Source organism: Dietzia sp. CH92, from assembly GCF_032248695.1.
GTDB lineage: Bacteria > Actinomycetota > Actinomycetes > Mycobacteriales > Mycobacteriaceae > Dietzia.
In genome coordinates this window covers 259,793-281,064 of sequence record NZ_JAVHXC010000004.1, presented here as the reverse complement: position 1 = coordinate 281,064, position 21,272 = coordinate 259,793, and the positions used below count along the sequence as shown (strand labels likewise).

At 72.4% G+C, this 21,272-nt stretch carries 9 protein-coding genes; 7 read left to right on the top strand and 2 right to left on the bottom strand.

Going from position 1 to position 21,272, the window contains the following annotated elements:
* Nucleotides 1-14: 14 nt before the first annotated feature.
* From RWK90_RS10615 to RWK90_RS10585, 7 genes are all read left to right on the top strand, one after another.
* Nucleotides 15-1,148 (top strand): alpha/beta hydrolase family protein, encoded by a 1,134-nt coding sequence (locus RWK90_RS10615; RefSeq protein WP_314037554.1) that lies wholly within the window; start codon nt 15-17, stop codon nt 1,146-1,148.
* Nucleotides 1,149-1,403: 255 nt separating this feature from the next.
* Nucleotides 1,404-3,356, top strand: coding sequence for an alpha/beta hydrolase-fold protein (locus tag RWK90_RS10610; RefSeq protein WP_314037546.1), 1,953 nt, complete (start codon nt 1,404-1,406; stop codon nt 3,354-3,356).
* Nucleotides 3,353-3,844, top strand: coding sequence for a DUF732 domain-containing protein (locus RWK90_RS10605; RefSeq protein ID WP_314037544.1), 492 nt, complete (start codon nt 3,353-3,355; stop codon nt 3,842-3,844). The genes RWK90_RS10610 and RWK90_RS10605 overlap by 4 nt, the downstream gene beginning before the upstream one ends.
* A gap of 140 nt (nt 3,845-3,984) precedes the next feature.
* The gene (locus RWK90_RS10600; protein ID WP_314037543.1) at nt 3,985-4,950 is read left to right on the top strand and encodes a cutinase family protein; all 966 of its coding nucleotides are present in this window, start codon (nt 3,985-3,987) and stop codon (nt 4,948-4,950) included.
* A gap of 173 nt (nt 4,951-5,123) precedes the next feature.
* Nucleotides 5,124-7,070: a long-chain-fatty-acid--AMP ligase FadD32 gene (gene fadD32, locus RWK90_RS10595; protein ID WP_314037542.1), complete on the top strand. Its 1,947-nt coding sequence runs from the start codon at nt 5,124-5,126 to the stop codon at nt 7,068-7,070.
* Between the two features lie 93 nt (nt 7,071-7,163).
* Nucleotides 7,164-12,230 carry a polyketide synthase Pks13 gene (gene pks13 / locus RWK90_RS10590; protein ID WP_314037541.1) on the top strand — a complete coding sequence of 1,689 codons (5,067 nt, stop codon included), beginning with the start codon at nt 7,164-7,166 and terminating at the stop codon, nt 12,228-12,230.
* Nucleotides 12,227-13,780: an acyl-CoA carboxylase subunit beta gene (locus tag RWK90_RS10585; protein ID WP_314037540.1), complete on the top strand. Its 1,554-nt coding sequence runs from the start codon at nt 12,227-12,229 to the stop codon at nt 13,778-13,780. Before pks13 ends, RWK90_RS10585 begins: the two co-directional genes overlap by 4 nt.
* Nucleotides 13,781-14,527: 747 nt before the next feature.
* Here RWK90_RS10585 and RWK90_RS10580 read toward each other — a convergent pair.
* Together RWK90_RS10580 and RWK90_RS10575 are read right to left on the bottom strand one after the other, a co-directional pair.
* Nucleotides 14,528-17,887 (bottom strand): arabinosyltransferase domain-containing protein, encoded by a 3,360-nt coding sequence (locus tag RWK90_RS10580; protein ID WP_314037539.1) that lies wholly within the window; start codon nt 17,885-17,887, stop codon nt 14,528-14,530.
* A gap of 22 nt (nt 17,888-17,909) precedes the next feature.
* Nucleotides 17,910-21,185, bottom strand: coding sequence for an arabinosyltransferase domain-containing protein (locus RWK90_RS10575; protein WP_314037726.1), 3,276 nt, complete (start codon nt 21,183-21,185; stop codon nt 17,910-17,912).
* Nucleotides 21,186-21,272 lie beyond the last annotated feature (87 nt).

Here is a 21,272-nt window from a genome sequence, read left to right as displayed (position 1 = left end):
AAAGGAACCAACGAATGTCCCACTCCACCCTCCGGCGCCGGTTCGCCGCCGGGCTCACCGCTCTGGCGACGGCCGCAGGGCTCCTCGTCGGCGCCCCGGCACTGGCCGGCGCCCAGGCGACCGAGCAGGGTTCCTCCGCCAGCCTCGGCTCGGCGGGCTCGTCGGCCCCGCCGCCGGCCGCCCCCGCCTTCCGGCCCGCCGGCGGCAACGAGAACCCGGTCGGTTTCCGTAACCAGCTGCGGCCGGGCTGTGAGTGGGATCCGGTCGCGTCCTGGGTCCAGCTCTGCCACGTGTGGTCCCCGGCGATGAACCGGCACATCAAGGTGCAGGTGCAGCCCGCGCGTTTCGGCGGCAACGCCGGTCTCTACCTCCTCGACGGGCTGCGTGCGCGCGACGACTGGAACGCGTGGACCCACGACGCCCAGGCGCAGCGCATCTTCCTGCAGGACAACATCACGCTGGTCATGCCCGTCGGCGGCCAGGTGTCCTTCTACTCGGACTGGCAGCGGCCCATCAACCTCGGTGGCAACCTGCTCGAGTACAAGTACGAGACGTTCCTGACCCGCGAGCTGCCGAACTACCTCGCGGACCACTTCGGGGTGCGGCGCGACAACAACGCGATCGCCGGCCTGTCGATGGGTGGCTCCGCCGCCGCGACGCTCGCGGCCAACCACCCGAACCAGTTCAAGCAGGTGTCGGTCTTCTCCGGCTACATGAACCCCACCGCCCCGGGCATGTACACCATGATCCCGCTGGCGATGTTCGACCAGTGCAGGTGTGACCCGTTCGCCATGTGGGGCCTGCCCGGCGCGCCGGCGTGGGGTCGCAACGACCCGCTGCTCAACGCCGACAAGCTGCGCGACATCCCGATGTACGTCACGGCCGGCTCCGCGATCCCGGGCCAGTACGACCAGCCCTCCAGCCTGCAGGCCGTGTTCAACACGTTCAACGGCATCATCCTCGAGGGGCTGTCCCGCGGCTCGACCCTGGCGTTCCAGAACACGATGAACGCGGCTCCGAACAAGGCCGTCTTCGAGTACCGCACCACCGGCATCCACGGCTGGGGCTACTGGAACGACGACCTCGTCGCGGCGCGGTCCACGCAGATCCTGGACGTGATGGACGCCCACGCCTGGGCCGGGTACTGAGCCGTACCGGTGCCCGAGACAACGAAATAGGACGGATTCGCCCCTTCACAGCGAGTCCTCACCCGTCACACCGGGGCCCCGCGCGTAGATTCTGTGCGGGGCCCCGGTCGCATCTGACCGCCGGGTTCGGCCGCGGGAGGGGAACCCGCGGGCGTGCCGCGGACCCGGGCCCCGGATACGGGTGACGCGTGCCGGGTGCGACGCGCGCCCACCAGACGATCCGGCGAGACGACGCGGCAAGAAAGAGAACAACACATGGCGACCCCCAGCGCACACGCGAGCCCCCGTTCCCGGTGGGCCTCCCTTCTCGCGGCACCCCTCGTGGCGTCGGTGGTGGGCTCCGGACTCGTCCTGCCGCCCGTCGCCGCGGCGCAGGAGACGCCGACCCGCCCGTCGCCGTCGCAGTCCGGCCCGACGCAGTCGGCAACCGCGACCCCCGCCCCGGACGCCGCCACCGCGCCCGACGCCCCGAGCCTGCGCGTGCCCTCGGCGCCGCCGTCCGGCGTGCGCCTGGACAAGGTCGAGTGGAAGTCGGCCAACCGCGTCGCCCTGTGGGTCCAGTCGCCGGCCATGGAGCAGGCCGTGCAGGTCCAGCTGATGCTGCCGGCCCGGTGGAACGCGGAACCGGAGCGTCGCTACCCGTCGCTGTTGCTGCTCGACGGGCTGCGCGCCCGCGATGACGCCAGCGGCTGGACGCTGGAGACCAAGATCTCGCAGTTCTTCGACGCGAAGAACGCGATCGTGATCCTGCCCGTCGGCGGCGAGTCGAGCTTCTACACCGACTGGGTCTCGGACGCCAAGGGCGACGCCTACCAGTGGGAGACGTTCCTCATGCAGGAACTGCCGCCGCTGCTCGCGCGCGACTGGCGCGTCGGCGAGAAGCACGGTGTGGCCGGGCTGTCGATGGGCGGCACCGCCGCGATGATGCTCGCCCAGCGCTACCCCGAGCACTTCCAGTTCGCCGCCAGCTACTCCGGCTTCCTCGACACCACCAGCTTCGGCATGCCCGAGGCCATCAAGGTGGCCATGCAGGACGCCGGTGGCTACCCGGCGGAGAACATGTGGGGCCCGCTGGGCTCCGAGCGGTGGCAGGAGCAGGATCCCAAGCTGCACACGGAGAAGATGCGCGGGCAGAGCGTCTACGTCTCCGCGGGTAGCGGCAACACCGGGCCGTGGGACCAGCCGTCCGGCCTGCCGGACATCCCCACCAACTTCCCCGGCTACGGCCTCGAGCTGCTGTCGCGGATGACCACGCAGACCTTCGTCAACAAGGCCCGCGCCGCCGGCGTCGAGGTCACCGCCAACTTCCGCCCGTCGGGCACCCACACGTGGCCGTACTGGCAGTTCGAGATGACGCAGGCGTGGCCGCAGTTCGCCACCGCGGTGGGCATCGAGAACGTGGAGCAGCCGTGCGCGGCCGAGGGCGAGATCGCGCGCGTGGCCGAGCGGCAGCCCGGGCTCGGGCCGTGTCTGACGGGCGAGTACGACGTCCGTGGCGGCAAGGCCACCGACTTCCGCTTCGGCCGCGTCTTCTGGTCGCAGCAGACCGGCGCCCACTCGGTGCTCGGCGCGATCGGCGCGGCCTACCAGGCCGAGGGCGGGCCGGACGGTGTCCTCGGCCTGCCCACGTCCGGTGAGACCACCACCCCCGACGGGCGCGGCCGGTTCTCCACGTTCCAGAACGGCGTCATCTACTGGTCGCCCACCACGGGTGCCCACGCCGTCCGCGGCGGTATCCGCGCGATGTGGGCCGAGCGCGGCGCCGAGCGCGGCGAGCTCGGCTACCCGACCACCGACGAGATCACCAACCCCAACAAGCCGGGCGTCGTCCAGGGCTTCCAGGGCGGGACGGTGTACTGGTCCGAGGAGACGGGCCCGAAGGTCGTCGAGGGCGACATCCTCAAGGCCTACCGGGAGGCGGGGGCGGAGAACTCCGAGCTCGGCTACCCCGTCACCGACGAGATCGCGCTCGATACCCGGCGGGGCGCGTTCAGCCGGTTCCAGGGCGGCGCGATCTACTGGTCCCCGCGCACCGGCGCCCACGTCGTGCCGCGCGGCCCGGTCTTCGACGCGTGGGGCACGGTCGACTACGAGCGCGGCCGGCTCGGGTACCCGACCGGCCCGCTGCGCAACACCCGCGACGGTCAGGTGATGGAGTTCGAGGGCGGTCGGATCACGGTGTCCGGCGGCCGGGCGGAGATCTCGTGAGGCCCCGCGCACTCGCGCTGGGTGCGGCGCTCCTCGTCGCCGGGGGCGTGCTCACCGCCTGCGGCGGCGGGGACTCGACCGTCTCCGGCGTGCCCGACTCCGAGACGCTCGCCCCGCCCCCGGGTGGCGGCTCCGCCGACTCGTCTCGGGTCCCGGCGACGCAGGACTCCGGCCGCTACACCGAGGCGCCGGCGCCGGTCTCGCCCGACGCGCCGGGGTACACCGCCCCCGCCGTCGGCGCGCGCGAGCGCGGTTATCTCTCCGCCCTCGAGAAGGAGGGGATCGACACCGCGGACCTGTCGGATTCGCTCGTCGCCGCCGGGAACACCATCTGCCGGATCCGCACCACCGGCGGGGCCGCGGACGAGACCACGACGATCGCCGACGCGGTCGCGGGTCAGATCGCGGCGGGCGGCTACTCGGACCGCGAGGTCGACGAGCTGTCGAGGATCGTCGTGGACGCCTCGGCCGGGCAGCTCTGCCCGTAGCCCGGCGGGTGCGTGGCGCCCGCCGACCCGGGTGAGCCCGGCCACCCCGCCCCCGCCCGAGGAACCCGTGCGCACCGCGGGGCGTTGAACCGATCGTCGGCCCCCACAGACGCGTGGGCGGTCGGGAAGGAGTTCGTATCGTGGCACGCGGAACACGTCGCGGGGGAGCCCGCCGTCTCGGATGCTCGGTGGGTGCCCTCGTCCTGGTGGTCCTGCTGGTGCTCGGCATCGGGTGGTGGCTCGGGAACCGCGGGCTGCCGACCGGGCCGGAGGGGCCGCTGCCCGGGCCGGAGGAGCCCGAGCTGACCCAGCCCGCGGACTGCCCGGACGTCGAGATGATCGCCGTCCCGGGGACGTGGGAGAGCAGCCCGACCGACGACCCGTACAACCCGACGTTCCTGCCCAACGCGCTGCTGCGGACGATCACCGACCCGCTGAGCGAGCGGTATCCGGACGACCGGCTCGAGGTGTTCACGGTCCCGTACGTGGCGCAGTTCCGGAACCCGCAGCGGCCCGCCGAGATCACGTACGACCAGAGCCGCGCGGAGGGCACCGAGCGGGCCCGCGCCGAGCTCGTCGCCACGCACGGGCGCTGCCCCTACACCTCGTTCATCCTCCTCGGGTTCTCCCAGGGCGCGGTGATCGCCGGCGACCTTACCAACGAGATCGGCACCGGGAACGGGCCCGTCCCCGCCGAGTCGGTGCGGGGCTCGATCCTCATCGCCGACGGCCGTCGACTGCCGGGCGAGGGCCAGTCCCCGGGGCTGTCGCCGGGCAACGGCCAGGGCATGGAGATCTCCCTGCAGCCGGCCACCGGGCTGACCCAGCTCATCGCGGGCGCCACCATGACCGGGCCGCGGCCGGGTGGCTTCGGCGTACTCGCCGACCGCACCGCACAGATCTGCGACTCGCGCGACCTCATCTGCAACGCCCCGCTCAACATCGTCGACGGCGCCGCCCGGTTCCAGGAGTTCGTCGCCAACAACGCCATCCACGCCATATATGCGACGAACCCCGACGTCATCGCGGGAACCACGGTGCCGGAGTGGACCATCGGGCACGTCGCCGAGCTCGTCGACGCCGCCCCGGAGATCGCCCACGAGTAGTCGCCGACCGCCCGTGCGGGGGCCGACGGGCGACACACCAGGCGAGGGGATGATTCGGAGTTCGGATGTGCCCTGGGGCACGCTGTAGGATCGACCAAGCTTGTCGTCAGTGCACCCGGCATATCCGTGGTCGACGACGTCGACCAACGTAGGACGGATCGGAACGGAGCAACGTGGAGTTCGAGCAGTACCACGACGCCAGTGGGGCGATCGTCATCCCTGATCGCACCACCCTTGTCGACTTCGTCGAAGCCAACGTCTCCGCAGCTCGCCGCGACCCCGCCGAGGACGGGCTGATCTACCGGTACATCGACTATTCGGCCTCCCGTGAGGGGGAGGTGCACGAGTTGTCGTGGACCCGGTTCGGCGATCGGCTCTACGCCATCGCGGCCCGCCTCCAGCAGGTCGCGAAGCCGGGGGACCGGGTGGCGATCCTCGCCCCGCAGGGCCTCGACTACATCGTGTCCTTCTTCGCCGCGATCCACGCCGGCCTCATCGCCGTGCCGCTGTTCGACCCGGACGAGCCCGGTCACCACGACCGACTCCACGCCGTGCTGGGGGACTGCGCGCCCGCTGTCATCCTCACCTCGACCGAGTCCGCGGCCGGCGTCCGCACGCTGTTCAAGTCACTGCCCGCACGTGAGCGTCCGCGCACCGTCGCCGTCGACGCCATCCCCGACGAGCTCGGGTCGGGGTGGACCCGACCGGACCTCGGGGCCGACGACATCGCCTACCTGCAGTACACCTCCGGTTCGACCCGCGTCCCGGCCGGCGTGGAGATCACCCACCGCAACGTCGTCACCAACGTCATGCAGCTGTTCGACGGGCTGGGCCTGACCCGCGCCTCGCGCGGCGTCACCTGGCTGCCGCTGTTCCACGACATGGGCCTGCTCACCGTGATCCTGCCCGCCATGGGCGGGGCCACCATCACCGTGATGAGCCCCCGCGCGTTCGTCCAGCGCCCCGGCCGGTGGGTCTCCCAGCTCGGCGCCCAGGCCGGCGGCGACGGCGTGTTCGCGGCCGCCCCGAACTTCGCGTTCGAGCACGCCGCCCGCCGCGGCCTGCCCAAGGAGGGCGAGACCCTCGACCTGTCGGGCGTCACGAGCCTGATCAACGGCTCGGAGCCGGTCACCCCCGCGTCGATGCGCGCCTTCAACGAGGCGTTCGCCCCCTACGGGCTCGCGCCCACCGTGATCAAGCCGTCCTACGGCATGGCGGAGGCGACCCTGTTCGTCTCGTCGCCTCGGCGCGACGACGAGGCGGTGGTGATCCACGTGGACCGCACCGACCTCAACCGCGGCGTCATGACCGTCCTCGACCCGGGACAGGTCGAGGGCAACGAGGACGCCATCCCGCAGGTCGCCTGCGGCTATGTCGCCCCCAGCCAGTGGGCGGCGATCGTCGAGGCGAACATCGACGAGGCCACCGGGGAGCACGACGGCACGGGCCGCGAGCTGCCGGAGGGCCGCGTCGGTGAGATCTGGCTCCACGGCACCAACGTCGGCCGCGCCTACTGGGGTCGTACCGAGGAGTCCGAGGCCACCTTCGGCAACCGGCTCGTCGAGCGCCTCGAGGAGGGGTCCAAGACCGTCCGCGAGTTCGGCACCGTGCCCGAGGACGCGCGCTGGCTGCGCACCGGGGACTACGGCGCGTACGTCGACGGCCAGCTCTACATCACCGGCCGCGTCAAGGACCTCGTGATCGTCGCCGGGCGTAATCACTACCCGCAGGATCTGGAGAACACCGCCCAGAGCGCCTCCGACGCCCTGCGGCCCGGATTCGTGGCCGCGTTCTCGGTGCCCGCCAACCAGCTGCCCGTCGAGGCGCGTAACGGCGCGGACATCGCCGCCGATGACTCCTCGGAGACGCTCGTCGTGGTGGGCGAGCGTGCGCCCGGCGCGGGCAAGGCCGACCCGGGTCCCATCGCGGACGCGGTCCGGTCGGCGATCTCCGCGCGACACGGCGTCACCGCCCAGGACGTGCTCCTGGTCCCCGCGGGATCCATCCCCCGCACCTCTAGTGGAAAGATCGCTCGCCGCGCCTGCAAGGCGGCGTACGTGGACGGCACACTGCGCGGGGGCCACCAGCAGACCGCCTTCCCGGACCTGCCGACGCAGTAGCGTCCGCCCGGCCGGGCCGGTTCAAGGCACCACGGGTGCCCCGCCGCGACGGGACACACCGGACGACACCTTCAGGAAAGGCGGGCCACGACGATGGCACAGAGCGAGATGACGGTAGTTGAGCTCCGCGAGTGGATGCGGGGCTGGGTCTGCCGGGCCACCGGGCTCGACGTCTCCAAGGTGACCGACGACCGCTCGCTTGAGGAGTACGGTCTGTCCTCCCGCGACGCGGTGTCCCTGTCCGCGGACCTCGAGGACCTCATCGGGCGGCCGCTCGACGCGACCGTCGCCTACCAGCACCCCACCATCGCCTCGCTGGCCGAGTACGTGGTCAACGGGCCGGCGGAGACCGACGAGCCCACCGACCTGCACACGTTCCGCGAGCGCGGCGCCGGCATGGAGTTCGACGTGGCGGTCATCGGGTTCGCCACCCGTTTCCCCGGCGGCGCCGACACCCCCGAGGCGACCTGGGACCTGCTGGCCTCCGGCCGCGACGCCACCTCCCCGCGCCCCGACTCCCGCTGGTCGGAGTGGGCGGGCGACGCCTACGTCCAGCAGGTCCTGTCCGAGGCGCCGGACCGCGGCGGCTGGCTCGACGACACGGAGGTCAAGGACTTCGACGCCGAGTTCTTCGGCATGAGCCCCCGCGAGGCCGAGATGGTCGACCCGCAGCAGCGGCTCGCGCTCGAGCTGACGTGGGAGGCCCTGGAGAACGCGCACATCCCGGCCAGTGACCTCAAGGGCCGCGAGGTCGGCGTGTTCATGGGCTCCTCGTCCAGCGACTACCAGGTCCTGCTCACCTCGGACTCGGCCGCGGCCTCGCCGTACGCCGTCACCGGCGCGTCGAACTCGATCATCTCCAACCGGATCTCGTACACGTTCGACTTCCGCGGACCGTCCATGACGCTGGACACCGCCTGCTCGACGTCGCTGGTGGCGATCCACGAGGCCGTCAACTCGCTGCGACTGCACGAGTCGGACCTCGTGGTGGCCGGCGGCGTCAACATGATGCTCGCCCCCGCCGCCACGATGGGCTTCGCCAAGACCGGCGCCGCCCTCAGCCCCGACGGTCGCATCAAGGCGTTCTCCTCCGACGCCAACGGCATCTGCCGCGCGGAGGGCGGGGGCGTGTTCATCCTCAAGCGCCTGTCGGAGGCCGAGCGGGACGGGGACCAGATCCTCGCCGTCATCAAGGGCTCCGCGGTGAACTCCGACGGCCGCTCCAACGGCATGACCGCACCCAACCCCGACGCCCAGGTCTCCGTCCTGCGTCAGGCGTACGCCGACGCCGGAGTGGACCCGCGCGAGGTCGACTACATCGAGGCGCACGGGACGGGCACGATCCTCGGTGACCCCATCGAGGCCACCGCGCTGGGTCAGGTCCTCGGCCGCGGCCGCGACGCCGACCGCCCCACCCTGCTCGGCTCGGCCAAGACCAACTTCGGGCACATGGAGTCCGCCGCCGGTGCCGCGGGCCTGGCCAAGATCGTGCTCGGCATGCAGCACGACGCCGTCCCGCCCACCATCAACTACGCGGGCCCCAACCCGTACATCGACTTCGACGCCGCGCGGCTGTCCGTGGTCACCGAGACCACCCCGTGGCCGCGGTACAGCGGGCGCGCCCTCGCCGGCATCTCCGGGTTCGGGTTCGGCGGTACCAACGCCCACGTCGTGGTGGCCGAGTACAAGCCGCAGCCGGTCGGGCTCGTCGTCGACACCCTGTCGGACACCGTCGCCGACGCGGCGGTCGACGCCGGCCCGACCGCGGCGACCACCGACGGCGCAGCCTCCGCCGGCACGGCGACCGAGGACGACGTCGCGCGGTGCGTGGCCGACGCCGTGGCGCGCAACGCCGACGAGCTCGCCACCACCGGCACCTCGGTGCCCGGCGCGCCCGCCACCGTGCTGGTCGTGTCCGCGTCGCTGCCCTCGCGCCGCAAGGCCACCGCCGGGCAGATCGCCGACTGGCTCGAGGCGCAGGACGACTCGATCGACCTCGGCGCCGTCGCCCGCACCCTGGCCACCCGCAACCACGGCCGCTCCCGTGGCGCGGTGGTCGGCCACACGCGCGCCGAACTCGTCGCCGGGCTGCGCGCGCTGGCCGCCGGCGACCCCGGCCCCGGCGTGTTCAGCGCGGACGCCCCCGCCGGCACCGGCGACGTGTGGGTCTTCTCCGGCTTCGGCTCCCAGCACCGCAAGATGGCCAAGGAGCTGTACCTGTCCAACCCGCTGTTCGCCTCGTGCCTGGACGCGGTGGACGAGCTCATCGACTTCGAGGCCGGCTACCGGATCGCCGAGTTGATCCTCGACGACTCGCAGACCTACGAGCTCGAGAACTCGCAGGTCGGCATCTTCGCGATCCAGGTGGCGCTCGTCGACACGCTGCGCGCGCTCGGCGCCAAGCCCGAGGCCGTCATCGGCCACTCGATGGGGGAGGTCGCCGCCGCGTACGCCACCGGCGGGCTGAACCTCGAGGACGCGGTGCGCGTGATCTGCGTGCGCTCGCGCCTCATGGGCGACGCCGAGGGCCAGGTGTCCGAGGAGGAGGCCGGCGCGATGGCGCTGGTCGAGTACTCCGCCGAGGAGATCGCGCAGATCATCGCCGACAACCCGCGGTTCGCCTCCATCGAGCCGGCCGTCTACGCCGCGCCCACCCACACCACGGTCGGCGGCCGCGCCAAGCCCGTCGCCGAGTTCGTGGCCTGGGTCGAGGAGCAGGGCAAGTTCGCGCGCCAGCTGCAGGTCCGCGGCGCCGGGCACACCTCGGACGTGGACATGCTGCTCGGTGAGCTGGCCGCGGAGATCGCCGGCCTCGAGCCGCACGCGCTCACCTCCGGGCTGTTCTCCTCCGTCGACCGTGAGACCTTCTACCGCGCCGGTCACGAGCCGGTCCACGCGGAGGAGTACTGGGTCAAGGGCATGCGGCACTCGGTGTGGTTCACCCACGCCGTGCGCAAGGCCGTCGACGCCGGGTACGTGACGTTCCTCGAGCTGGCGCCCAACCCGGTCGCCGCGATGTCGGTGGCCGCGACGTGTTTCGACGCCGGGCTCATGGAGCCGAACCTCCTGCACGCGCTCAAGCGCAAGGAGTCCGAGGCCGACACGCTGCTGCACGCGATCGCGCAGCTGTACGTCCACGGGCACACCATCGACATGCCGAGCGTCGTGGAGATGATCCACGGCTACGTCACCGGTCCCGGCCGGTACGCGCCCGTGCCGGGCACCGCGTGGAAGCGCCGCACCCTGTGGCCGCAGGTCACCGCGGGTGGCGGCGCGTCCGGAGACGGCCGCATGCCGGGTGCGTACGTCGCGCTGCCGGACGGCCGCCACGCGTGGCAGGTTCGCGCCGAGGTCGTGCCCAGCGTCGACGCGTTGATGTCCGCCGCGGCGGCCGCGGTGATCGAGGGCGCGACCCTCACCGCCGTCGAGCGGCCCGGTGTCCTCCCGGCGTCGGGATCGGTCACCACGACCCTCACCCCGCACCCCGGCGGCGCGTCGCTGCAGGTTCACGCGCGGTCCGGCGAGGAGTCGGCGCCGTTCGTGTTGGTCGCGCAGGGCGCGGTGGCCGGTGGCGCGCCGATCGACCCGTCGTCGGCGCCGGAGATGACGCACTTCGTGTCGTCCGAGTCCGACGCCCCGGTGGTCGGGGACGACGACGGTGACGACGACGACGAGGTCGACACCCGCTGGAGTCCTGACTCGGGCGAGGCGATCGGCGACCGCCTGGCCCGGATCATCGGGTCCTCGATGGGGTACAGCCCCGACGACCTGCCGAGGGAGCTGCCGCTGCTGGACCTGGGCCTGGACTCGCTGATGGCGGTGCGGATCAAGAACCGCGTCGAGCACGAGTTCTCCATCCCGCCCCTCGAGCTGCAGGCGATGCGGGACGCGTCCCTGGACGATGTCGCGGAGATGGTCCGCTTCGCCGTGGAGAACCCGGAGGAGGTCGGCGAGCTGGCCGCCCAGCAGGCGCGCGGCGAGGGCGCCGTGGACGTGGCCGCCCTGCGCGACGGCGGCTCCGCCGACGACGGCGGTCCGGCCGGCTTCGGCGCGGCGGGCGATGCCGCGGTGGCGATCGCGCCCCGCGACGACACCGAGCGCATGGCGTTCGGTGCGTGGGCCGTGGTCACCGGTGCGGCGGCACCCGGCGTGACCGGCGAGCTCCCCCCGCTCGACGACGCCACCCGCGAGGCGCTCGCCCGGCGACTGTCGGACCGCTCCGGCGGCGACATCACCGCGGAGCAGCTGGCCGGGGCGGCGACGATCGCCGAGGTCGCGGATCTGCTGCGTCCGTTCACCGAGGTGGCCGTGGAGGGCAACATCCGCGTGCTGGCCCCGGGGCGGGAGGGGCGCACGCCGCTGTTCCTGTTCCACGCGGCCGGCGGGTCGTCGTTCGTGTACGAACCGCTCGTCGAGCGGCTCGGCGAGGGCACCCCGGTGTACGGCGTCGAGCGCGTCGAGGGCCCCCTGCAGGAGCGGGCCGCGAGCTACCTGGACCGTATCCGCGAGCTCGCCGGGGGGCGCCCGGTCGCCCTCGGCGGCTGGTCGTTCGGCGGGGCGTTGGCCGTCGAGGTGGCGCGTCAGCTGCGGGCGGCGGGCGACGAGGTGTCGCTGGTCGTCCTGTTGGACACCGTGCAGCCGTCGGACCCGATCCCGGACACCCTCGACGAGGCCGAGGCCCGCTGGCGGCGCTATTCCGAGTTCGCCAAGCGGACCTATGGCCTCGACGTGGAGGTGCCGCGCGAGTTCCTCGCCGAGCACGGTGAGGACGGCGTGCTGGACATGCTCATGAACGTGTTGGGTGCCGAGGCCAACGCGATGGGCGGCGGTGTCATCGAGCACCAGCGGGCGAGCTTCGTGGACAACCGCATCCTGCAGAGTGCGGACATGGGCTCGTGGGCCGGCGTCGGCGCCGAGGTGCCGTTCGTGCTGTACCGCGCGGAGCGGATGCACGACGGCGCGATCGAGCTGGAGCCGCGGTACGCGCATATCGACCCGGACGGCGGGTGGGCCCGCGTGGTGACCGATCTGGAGGTCGTGCATCTCGAGGGGGACCACCTCGCGATGGTCGACGAGCCGGTGGTCGGTACGGTCGGTAAGCATCTGGCGCGTCGGCTCACCGAGCTCGACGCGGGTGGACGGAAGGGATCAGACGCATGACGGCCAGGACCACTGCGGAGAAGCTCGCGGAACTGCGGGTCAAGACCGAGCAGGCCTTGGACCCGGGCAGTGAGCGGGCCAAGGCCCGCCGCGACGCCGCCGGGCACACCCCTCCCCGTCAGCGGATCGCCGAGCTGCTCGACGCGGGCAGCTTCGTGGAGATGGGTCAGCTCGCGAAGGCCCCGGGAAGCCCGGACAACCCGTTCGGCGACGGTGTGGTGACCGGCCGCGGCACCATCGACGGTCGTCCCGTGGCCGTGTACGCGCATGACAACACGGTGTTCGGCGGGTCGGTCGGCGAGGGCTTCGGCAAGAAGGTCTGCGCCATCATGGACTTCGCGATCAAGGTCGGGTGCCCGATCATCGGCATCAACGACTCCGGTGGCGCCCGTGTCCAGGACGCGGTGACGTCGCTGGCGTACTACTCGGAGATCTCCCGCCGGCAGTACCCGGCGTCGGGGTACGTCCCGCAGATCTCGATCATGCTGGGCAAGTGTGCGGGCGGGGCCGTCTACGCGCCCGCGACGACCGACTACGTGATCGCCGTGCAGGACCAGGCGTACATGTTCGTCACCGGTCCCGACGTCATCCGTCAGGTCACCGGCGAGGACGTGACGATGGAGGAGCTGGGCTCGGCGCTGCAGCAGGCCAAGAACGGCAACGTCAACCACGTGGCGGTCAGCGAGCACGACGCGTTCATGTACGTGCGTAACCTGCTGAGCTTCCTGCCGTCCTCGGCCGCGGAGAAGCCGCCGGTGATCAACCCGGGTCTCGAGCCGGAGGTCACGGAGTCCGATCTCAGCCTGGACTCGATCATCCCCGACTCGGACAACGCGGCGTACGACATGCACGACGTGCTCATCCGGATGTTCGACGACGGCGAGTTCGTGGAGACCTCCGGGCAGTTCGCGTCGAACATCATCACGGGCTTCGCGCGGGTCGACGGCCAGGCGGTCGGCGTGGTGGCCAACCAGCCCCTGCACCTGTCCGGGGCGCTGGACATCGACGCCTCCGAGAAGGCGACGCGGCACATGATGCTGTGCGATGCCTACTCGATCCCGCTGGTCTACGTGGTGGACACCCCCGGCTACCTGCCGGGTGTGCAGCAGGAGAAGCTGGGCATCATCCACCGTGGCGCCAAGATGGGCTTCGCGGTGGCCGCGACCTCGGTCCCCAAGGTCACGTTCGTCATCCGCAAGGCCTACGGCGGCGCGTACGCGGTGATGGGCTCCAAGAACCTCGGCGGCGATCTGAACTTCGCGTGGCCGACCGCCCGCATCGCGGTGATGGGCGCCGAGGGCGCGGTGGACCTGCTGCAGCGTCGTCAGATCGAGGAGGCGGGCCCGGTGGAGGGCCCGAAGCTCCGCAAGCAGCTGATCGACATGTACAACGAGTTCATCGCGACGCCGTACACGGCCGCCGAGCGGGGATACATCGACGCGGTGATCGAGCCGTCGCAGACCCGCCTGGTGCTGCGCAGTGCGCTGCGCCAGCTGCGGGACAAGATCCGCAACGAGCCGCCGCGCAAGCACCCGATCGCCCCGATGTGACGCGTAGGGCGGGCCCGCCACATGAGGTGGGACCCGCCCGCCGTCCCGGCCCGCCGGCGGCGTCCGCGCCTGTCCCGCCGACGCCCGGCCGAGCCTCTTGCCAGCACACCTGGCGTCAGATGCGCTGCCCCGTCGGCTCGCGCTAGCTCATTGCCAGAATCCAGGGACTTGCGCTGGCGCGGTGGACCACGTTCGCAGCGTAAGGCGGGGACGCAGCACATCTGGGGGCAGTCGCGCTGTGGGTCTGTCACGACGGCGACGCCCGCGCCTGCCCCGCCGACGCCCGGCCCGCCGTTCTGCCCGCCGGTGGCGTCCGCGCGGGTCTTCCGATGCCCGGCCGTGCATCTCGCCAGCACACCTGGCGGCAGATGCGCTGCCCTGTCGACCCGCGCTGGCTCGTTGTCAGATATCGGGGACTTGCGCTGGCGCGGTGGACCACGTTCGCAGCGTAAGGCGGGGATGCAGCGCATCTGAGGGCTGTGGCGCTGCGGGGCTGTCACGCCGGCGGCGTCCGCGGCCCTGCTGATGCTCGGCCGGGCATCTTGCCAGCGCATGTGAGGGCAGTCGCGCTGCGGGGCGGTCACGCCGGCGGCGGCCGTCCCCTGCGGGCCGGGGCGGATCCGGAGCCGGACCCGCGGTTGTCCGTGAGTGGGGGAGGAGCCGCATACGACACGGGGCCCGTCGGCGGCATCTGCCACCGACGGGCCCCGGCGATTCGCGCCGCCCGGCCTGTGCGGACGTCCCGGACTACTCGGGGTCGGTCACCAGGATCGGACCCTCGGGCTGCCACCAGCCCCAGCGGGTCTCGGTACCCGTGGTCACCTCCGCGGGCTCCGGCGGGTTCTCCTGGTAGGTGCCCAGCGGGGTGTAGGCCTCGATCGAACCCCAGTCACGGTTCCAGTCGTGCCGCAGGTAGGACGGGATCGTCCGGGCCCGCTGCGCGGTCTCCACCCAGCCGAGCGGCCCGCCGGCCTCGTACGACATCCACGTGCTGGTGGCGCTCACCGCCAGCGGGCGATCCGGCATGATCCTGAACTCGGGCAGCTCGGCCACACCCGCGTAGTGCGCGAACGGACGCTGGCACGGGAACTGCAGGCTGACCGCCCAGTCCAGCAGGACCGGCGAGTCCGAACCCACCATCTCCTGCACCGTCACGAGCTCGGGAGCACGCGGGGGCGTGATCGCGGCCCACTGCTCGGGGGTGAGGTCGTTGTCGTCGACCCGGACCCGCATCACGTCGGCATCGGCGGGCGCGTCCTGCATGTCCACCCGCAGGTTCCGCCACGTGGGGGCGGGGCCGATGTCGAACGGAACGACGGGCTCGCCGACCGACTCGACGCCGGCCTCACCCGAGCGGCCGAACTCCACGACCACGCTCTGGCCGTACTTGTAGATGCCGTCCGCGTCGAAGCGGCCGATCCGACCCGCCGCCGAGATGACCAGCAGCGGATGCGACTCGCGGTTCTCCGGCAGGCGGTACCAGCCCGTCTCCAGGCTGGCCTCCCGCTGCGGGCCCACCAGGAAGGAACCGAGCACCGGCGTCGTGGCGGGATCGAGCCCGAAGGGCAGTGCGACCGTGGAGGCGTTGACGCCCTCGGCGCCGCGGCCACCGCCGGTGCCCGCGCTCTGCCCGGTCTCCACCGACGGCCCGCCGCCGGGCTCCGAGGTGGTGTTGGCGGCGCCGGGATCGGCGACCACCGCGTCCGCGGACAGGTCCGGAGCGACGCCGTCCGGGGTGAACCCGGTGTTCTCGCCGGCCTCGATGGCCGCGGCGCGATCCTGAGGGTCGATCGTCCCGTCGGGCCGGGGCGTGGCGTCGAGCGGGGTGAGCATGCCCGCGTTCGCGTCGGGCTCCACCAACACCCGATCCGCGAGCATGCAGGGGTTGCCCGCGACCGCGGACAGGTTGCCCGCGGCGATCGTGTACGCCGGGTACTGCTTGTGGATGCCCTTGGCGAACGAGGCGATCGAGAAGACCACCAGCAGACCGGCGACCACCGCGATCGGAGCGGCCGCGAAGGTCCGCATCCGGCGCCGACCCTCGGTGGTCCGGGGCGCCTTGTCACCGGTGTAGTCGCGGCGCAGGTGCTGCCAGCCGGCGTAGGCGAAGGTCAGCACCGCCACGACCAGGAGCACGGTGGCCGCGTCGATGCCGCGGATGCTCGGCGCCTTGTCCCACCACGGGATCCCGTAGCTGGAGACGTACCACCAGCCGTTGGGCCCGGCGAACGCCAGCGCCACCACGACGAGGATCACGCCGAGGAACAGCGTGCGGTTGCGGGCGGTGCGGACGGCGGAGGCGGAGATCGCCAACGCGCCGAGGGCGGCGATCGCGCCGCCGATGCCCGCGTAGACACCGAAGTGGTGGGTCCACTTGGTGGGGGAGAACATCATGAAGAAGGCCGTGCCCACGACCACGCCGACCAGTCGCCAGACGGGGCCGGAGGCGGCGCCGGGGACCTTGCCGCGGCGCAGCAGCGTGCCGACGACCACGGCCAGGCACAGCAGCACCAGCAGGACCGGCAGTCGGCGGGCGAGCGACCCGTCCACCGTCGGGATCATGAGGTAGTAGTAGCGGACGAACTCCTCGAACCAGCTCAGGCTGGGTCCGATCTCGCCGCGAACCCGGATGGCCTCGAGTACGGCGGCGAGGGTCTGCACGCCGAACACGCAGATGAGCACCATCGTCCCGGCCGCGAGAACGGGCGCCACGAGTGCGAGGTGCGACCCGATCACCCGGCCGCGGACCACGACCGTGCGCACGACGGCCCGCAGGCCCATCAGCAGGGCGGCGACCGCCATGAGGCCGGTGGGACCGGTCGCCAGCGAGAACGAGGCGATGATGACGGCGATCGCGAACGGCAGCATCCGTCGGGTGGCGATCGCGCGCTCCACCGAGACCCAGGTCAGCAGGGCGCCCAGGGCGATGATCGGCTCGGGCCGCAGGCCGTTGTTGAACGCCATCCAGAAGGCGAGGAAGACCGCCGCGGCGCTCCACACGACGACCGGGGTGGTGCGGGCGGCCCGGCCCAGGCGGGGCAGGACCTCGCGGCTGATGACCAGCCAGCACAGGATCGCCGCGACGAGGGCGGGCAGGCGCATCCACGGGCTCGCGGTGGACACGTGCGAGAACAGTGTGAGCAGGTCGTAGTAGGGGGAGCCGAACGGCGACTCGGGCACCCCGTACCAGCGGTAGTAGTTGGCCATGTAGCCGGCCGGGTCGGCGGCGCGGGCCATGGACAGGATGTACCCGTCGTCGGAGGTGTTGCCGCCGACGAAGTGCCAGACACCGAGCGTGCCGATCACCGCGATGTCGGGCGGGCGGATCCGGAACCAGCCGCGGGGCAGGAACCGACGTGCGCGGCGGCCGTCGGTCTGGTCCAGCCCGTGCAGCGCCCACAGCGCGACCGCCGTGGCCAGCAGGCCGAGGACGATCGCCGCCCACTTCAGCGCGGTGGGGTCGGTGGTGAACCGGGAGTCGACCTGCACGGTGACGTCGAGCCCCTCGGGCACGGCGGTGTCGGAGGGCAGGTCCGTGTAGACGCCCACCACCATCGGGCGCAGGTCGTCCGCGTCGATGCGGCGGGCGGTGTCGGCGATGCCCTCGAACTCCGCCTCCACGAAGGTGGGCGCGGCGACCACCCTGAGCTGCGTGCAGTCCCCGGCCTCCACGCTCTCGCGGGGCGCGGAGGTGATGACGCGGTTGCGGGAGACCACGTCGACGGTGTCGGCGGAGGCGCGCACGAACAGCGCGCGGTCGCCGGCCTCCTCGCCGCCGGCCGGGGCGGTCGACAGCAGGATCCCGCCGTCCTCCCGGAGCTCGCCGACCAGGGCGCACGGCGCGGTGGCGGTGAAGCGCTGCGGGGAGTGCGCCATGAGCGGCGCGGTCACCGAGTCCACCGAACCGTTCTGCGGCCACTGCACGGTGGAGGTCGTCTGCGACACCGGCAGGAACGGCAGGGACAGGAAGCACAGGGTGCCCACCAGGCCGCTGACGATCGCGATGAGCCGGAGTCTCACGACCCGGGGGTCGGCGGCGATCGAGCCGGAGCCCTGAGCGGGTGCCGGGGGATGAGCCGGGGACGGTTCCGGGGAGGAGTCTGACACGACAGCCGATTCTAGGCGACGATCAGTTCATCGGACCCGGTGTGGTCCAGCCCCAACGCACCTCGCTCCCGCGCTGGAGGTCGGCGGGGCGCGCCTCCGGGTCGAGGGGCTCGAACCGCTGCAGGGAACCCCAGTCGCGGTCCCAGTCGTGATCGAGATAGGTGGGCACCGTGACGGCCTCGACGGTCTGGCGGGTCCACAGGAGGGGCCCGCCGCCGCCGGCGCTCTGCCACCAGTTGGCGGACGAGGAGGATTCGCGGTCGGCGAGGATCCGGTAGCGCGGGATCTCGGCGACGCCGCCGTTGTGGACGAACGGCCGCTGGCACGGGAAGGCCAGGGCCACGACCCAGTCGATGAGCACCGGGTCCGTGTGGCCCACGACCTCGTCCAGGGTCCGCAGACGCGGGTTCCGCGGCGGGGTCACCGCGAGCCACCAGTCGGGGTCGAGGTTGCCGTCCGCGGCCACCACGCGCACGACCTGAGCGTCCTCCGGGATCGAGTCGAGAGGGATGCGCAGGTTCCGCCAGGCGGGAGCGGGGCCGATGTCGATCGGGGTGACGGAGCCCATGATCTCGAAGTCGGTGGGGCCGGTGGCGCCGACCCGGCCGGCACGCCCGTACTCGATGCGCAGGGCCCCGTTGCCGATGCGCCCGGCGGCCGCCATGACCAGCAGCGGGCGGTTGGCGCTGCGGGCGGGCAGCTCGTACCAGGCGGAGGTGAGCTCGGCCGCGACCTGCGGGCCGCGCCGGTACGAGCCCAGGACCGGGGTGGTGTCGGGGTCGAGGCCGAACGGCAACGCGACGGTGGACCCGTTGACGGTGACCGCGCCGCGGCCGCCGGTGGTGCCCGCGTCGACGCCGTCGCCGGGGTCGCGTTCCCCCGTCTCGGACGTCGCGAGCGCGCCGGAGGCCTCCGCGCTCTCGACGGTGATGGAGTCGGGCAGGCCGTTCGGGGCGAAACCGTTGACGACGCCGGCGCCGAGCGAGATCTCCGGCCCGGCGCCGACCGCCCGGAGCAGGCCGTCGTTGGAGTCCTCCTCGACGAGCACGGAGTCGGCCAGGGCGCACGGCTGCCCGGACAGGGCGCGGATGTTGCCGCGACCGACGCTGTAGGCGGGGCTCTGCACGAACACCGCGGTGACGGCGGAGACGAGCTCGAAGATCACCACCGCGAAGGCGACCACGGTCAGCGGGGTGCCACCGATGCCCGCGCTCCGGTCGGTGCGGCGCCGGGCGGCGGGCGTGTCGGCGTGGGTCCGCAGGAACGGCGCCGCTCGCCGGATGCGGCGCCAGAGGGCGGCGCCGGGCTCGGTGGGGACGATGCCGGTGTGGATGAGCCCGGCGACGAGCAGACACACCAGCGCGCCGATGAACGCGACGTACTGGATCTGGACCCCGCCGACCGCGGGGAAGGAATCGGAGAAGGGGATGCCGTAGTCGGAGACGTACCACCAGGTGTTGTTGGTGGCGGTCGACAGGCCGACGATGAAACACAGCGCAGCCCACACCAGCCAGCGACTCCGGCTGAGCGAGACGGTCGAGGAGCGCAGGGCGATGACGGCGAGGACGGCGAGCGCGCCCGCCAGACCGGCGAAGACGCCGAAGTGGTGGGTCCACTTGGTGGGGGTGAACACCAGGAACAGCAGCGATCCTGCCAGGACGCCGAGGAGCCGACGCGAGGGCCCGGCCGCCGCACCGGGGATCTTCCCCCGCCGCAGCATGACCGCGGTGACCAGCACCAGGCACATGAGCATGAGCAGCACGGGGAAGCGGCGGGCGACCCCACCGTCGGCGGAGACCCCGAACAGCGCCTCCCAGCGTTCCTTCTCCCCGTACCAGGGCAGGCTCGGTCCGAGTTCGGTGCGGATGCGGGTCGCCTCGAGGACCGCGGCCATCGTCTGGTCGGCGAACACGGTGTAGAGCAGTGCGAGACCCACGGCGAGAACCGGGCCGAGGATCGCGGCCCAGCCCACCACCTGCGCGCGGCGACGGGCCATGCGCAGGAACTCGCGGGCACCCGCGGCCAGCGCCGCGACGCACATCAGCCCGGTGGGGCCGGCGCCGAGGGAGAACGCGGCCACGCCGATCGCCGCCACGCCCGGCACGAGGCGGCGCGTGGCGATGGACCGCTCGACCAGCGACCACGTGAGGAGGGCACCGAGCGCGATGACCGGCTCGGGGCGCAGCCCGTTGTTGAAGGCCATCCAGAACGCGAGGAACAGGGCGGCGCCGGTCCATCGCGGGCCCCGCCAGGTGCGGGCGAGCCGACCCAGCCGCGGCACGACCTCGCGGCTGATGATGAGCCACGACAGGATGCCGCACAGCAGGGTGGGCAGCCGCATCCACGGGCTGGCCGTGGAGATCTCGGCGAACACCCGCAGGATCTCGTAGTACCAGCCCACCGGCGACTCGGGGGAGCCGAGCCAGCGGTAGTAGTTCGCCATGTACCCGCTCGGCCCGGCCGAACGGGCCATGGTCAGCAGGTAGCCGTCGTCGGAGGTGTTCGCCCCGACGACGTGCCAGAAACCCAGCACACCGATCACGACGCCGTCGACCCCCGACAGCCTCGACCACGAGCGCGGTACGAAGCGGCGGTGCGAGCGTCCGTCGACACCGTCCAGGCGGTGCAGGAACACCACCGAGGCGAGCGTGGCGAGCACCCCGATCACCATCAACACCAGCTTGAGCGCGGTGGGGCTCGAGGAGTAGCGGGAGTCGACGGTCACCTCGACCGTGGCGGACTCCAGGCCGTCCGGCGCGGTCACGGGCGTGAGATCGGTGAACACCCCCGTGACCTGCGGGCGCATCGTGCCCGGGACGGCGGCGCGGACCGCGTCGTCGGCATCGTCGACGTCCCGCTCGAGGCCGGTGAACTCGGCGACGAGGATGCCCGTCTCGGCGCGCACGTGGAGCGTCTCGCACGCCGGATCGCGCAGGGTCGACAACGGAACCGAGAGCAGGGTGATGTTGCGGACCGCCACCTCGATGGCCGGATCCCCCGCGGCGTCCCGGGCGCGCTGCACGACCAGCCCGTCCGAGATCCGACCCGGGGCGCCCTCTGGCAGGGTGGAGAACACGATCGTGTTCTCGGGCACCTGCGCGAGTGGCGCGCACGGCGCGGTGATGGTCAGGTCGAGCGGTCGCCCCGACACGAGCGGGGCGGTGACGGAGGCGTAGTCGGGCCCGGCCGTCCACTGCACCCGCGTGGTGTCCTGGTGCACGGGCAGGAATCCGGCGAGGATCGCCAGGACCGCACCGAGGAAGCCCGTGATGATCGCCCACCGGCGGTCGCGGTCCATGCCAGGGTAGGGGTGCAGACCGAGGGGGCGCCCGGCGTCGGTGTCGCGCACCTCGTCGTCGTCGCCCCTCATCACGGTTCCCGCCCG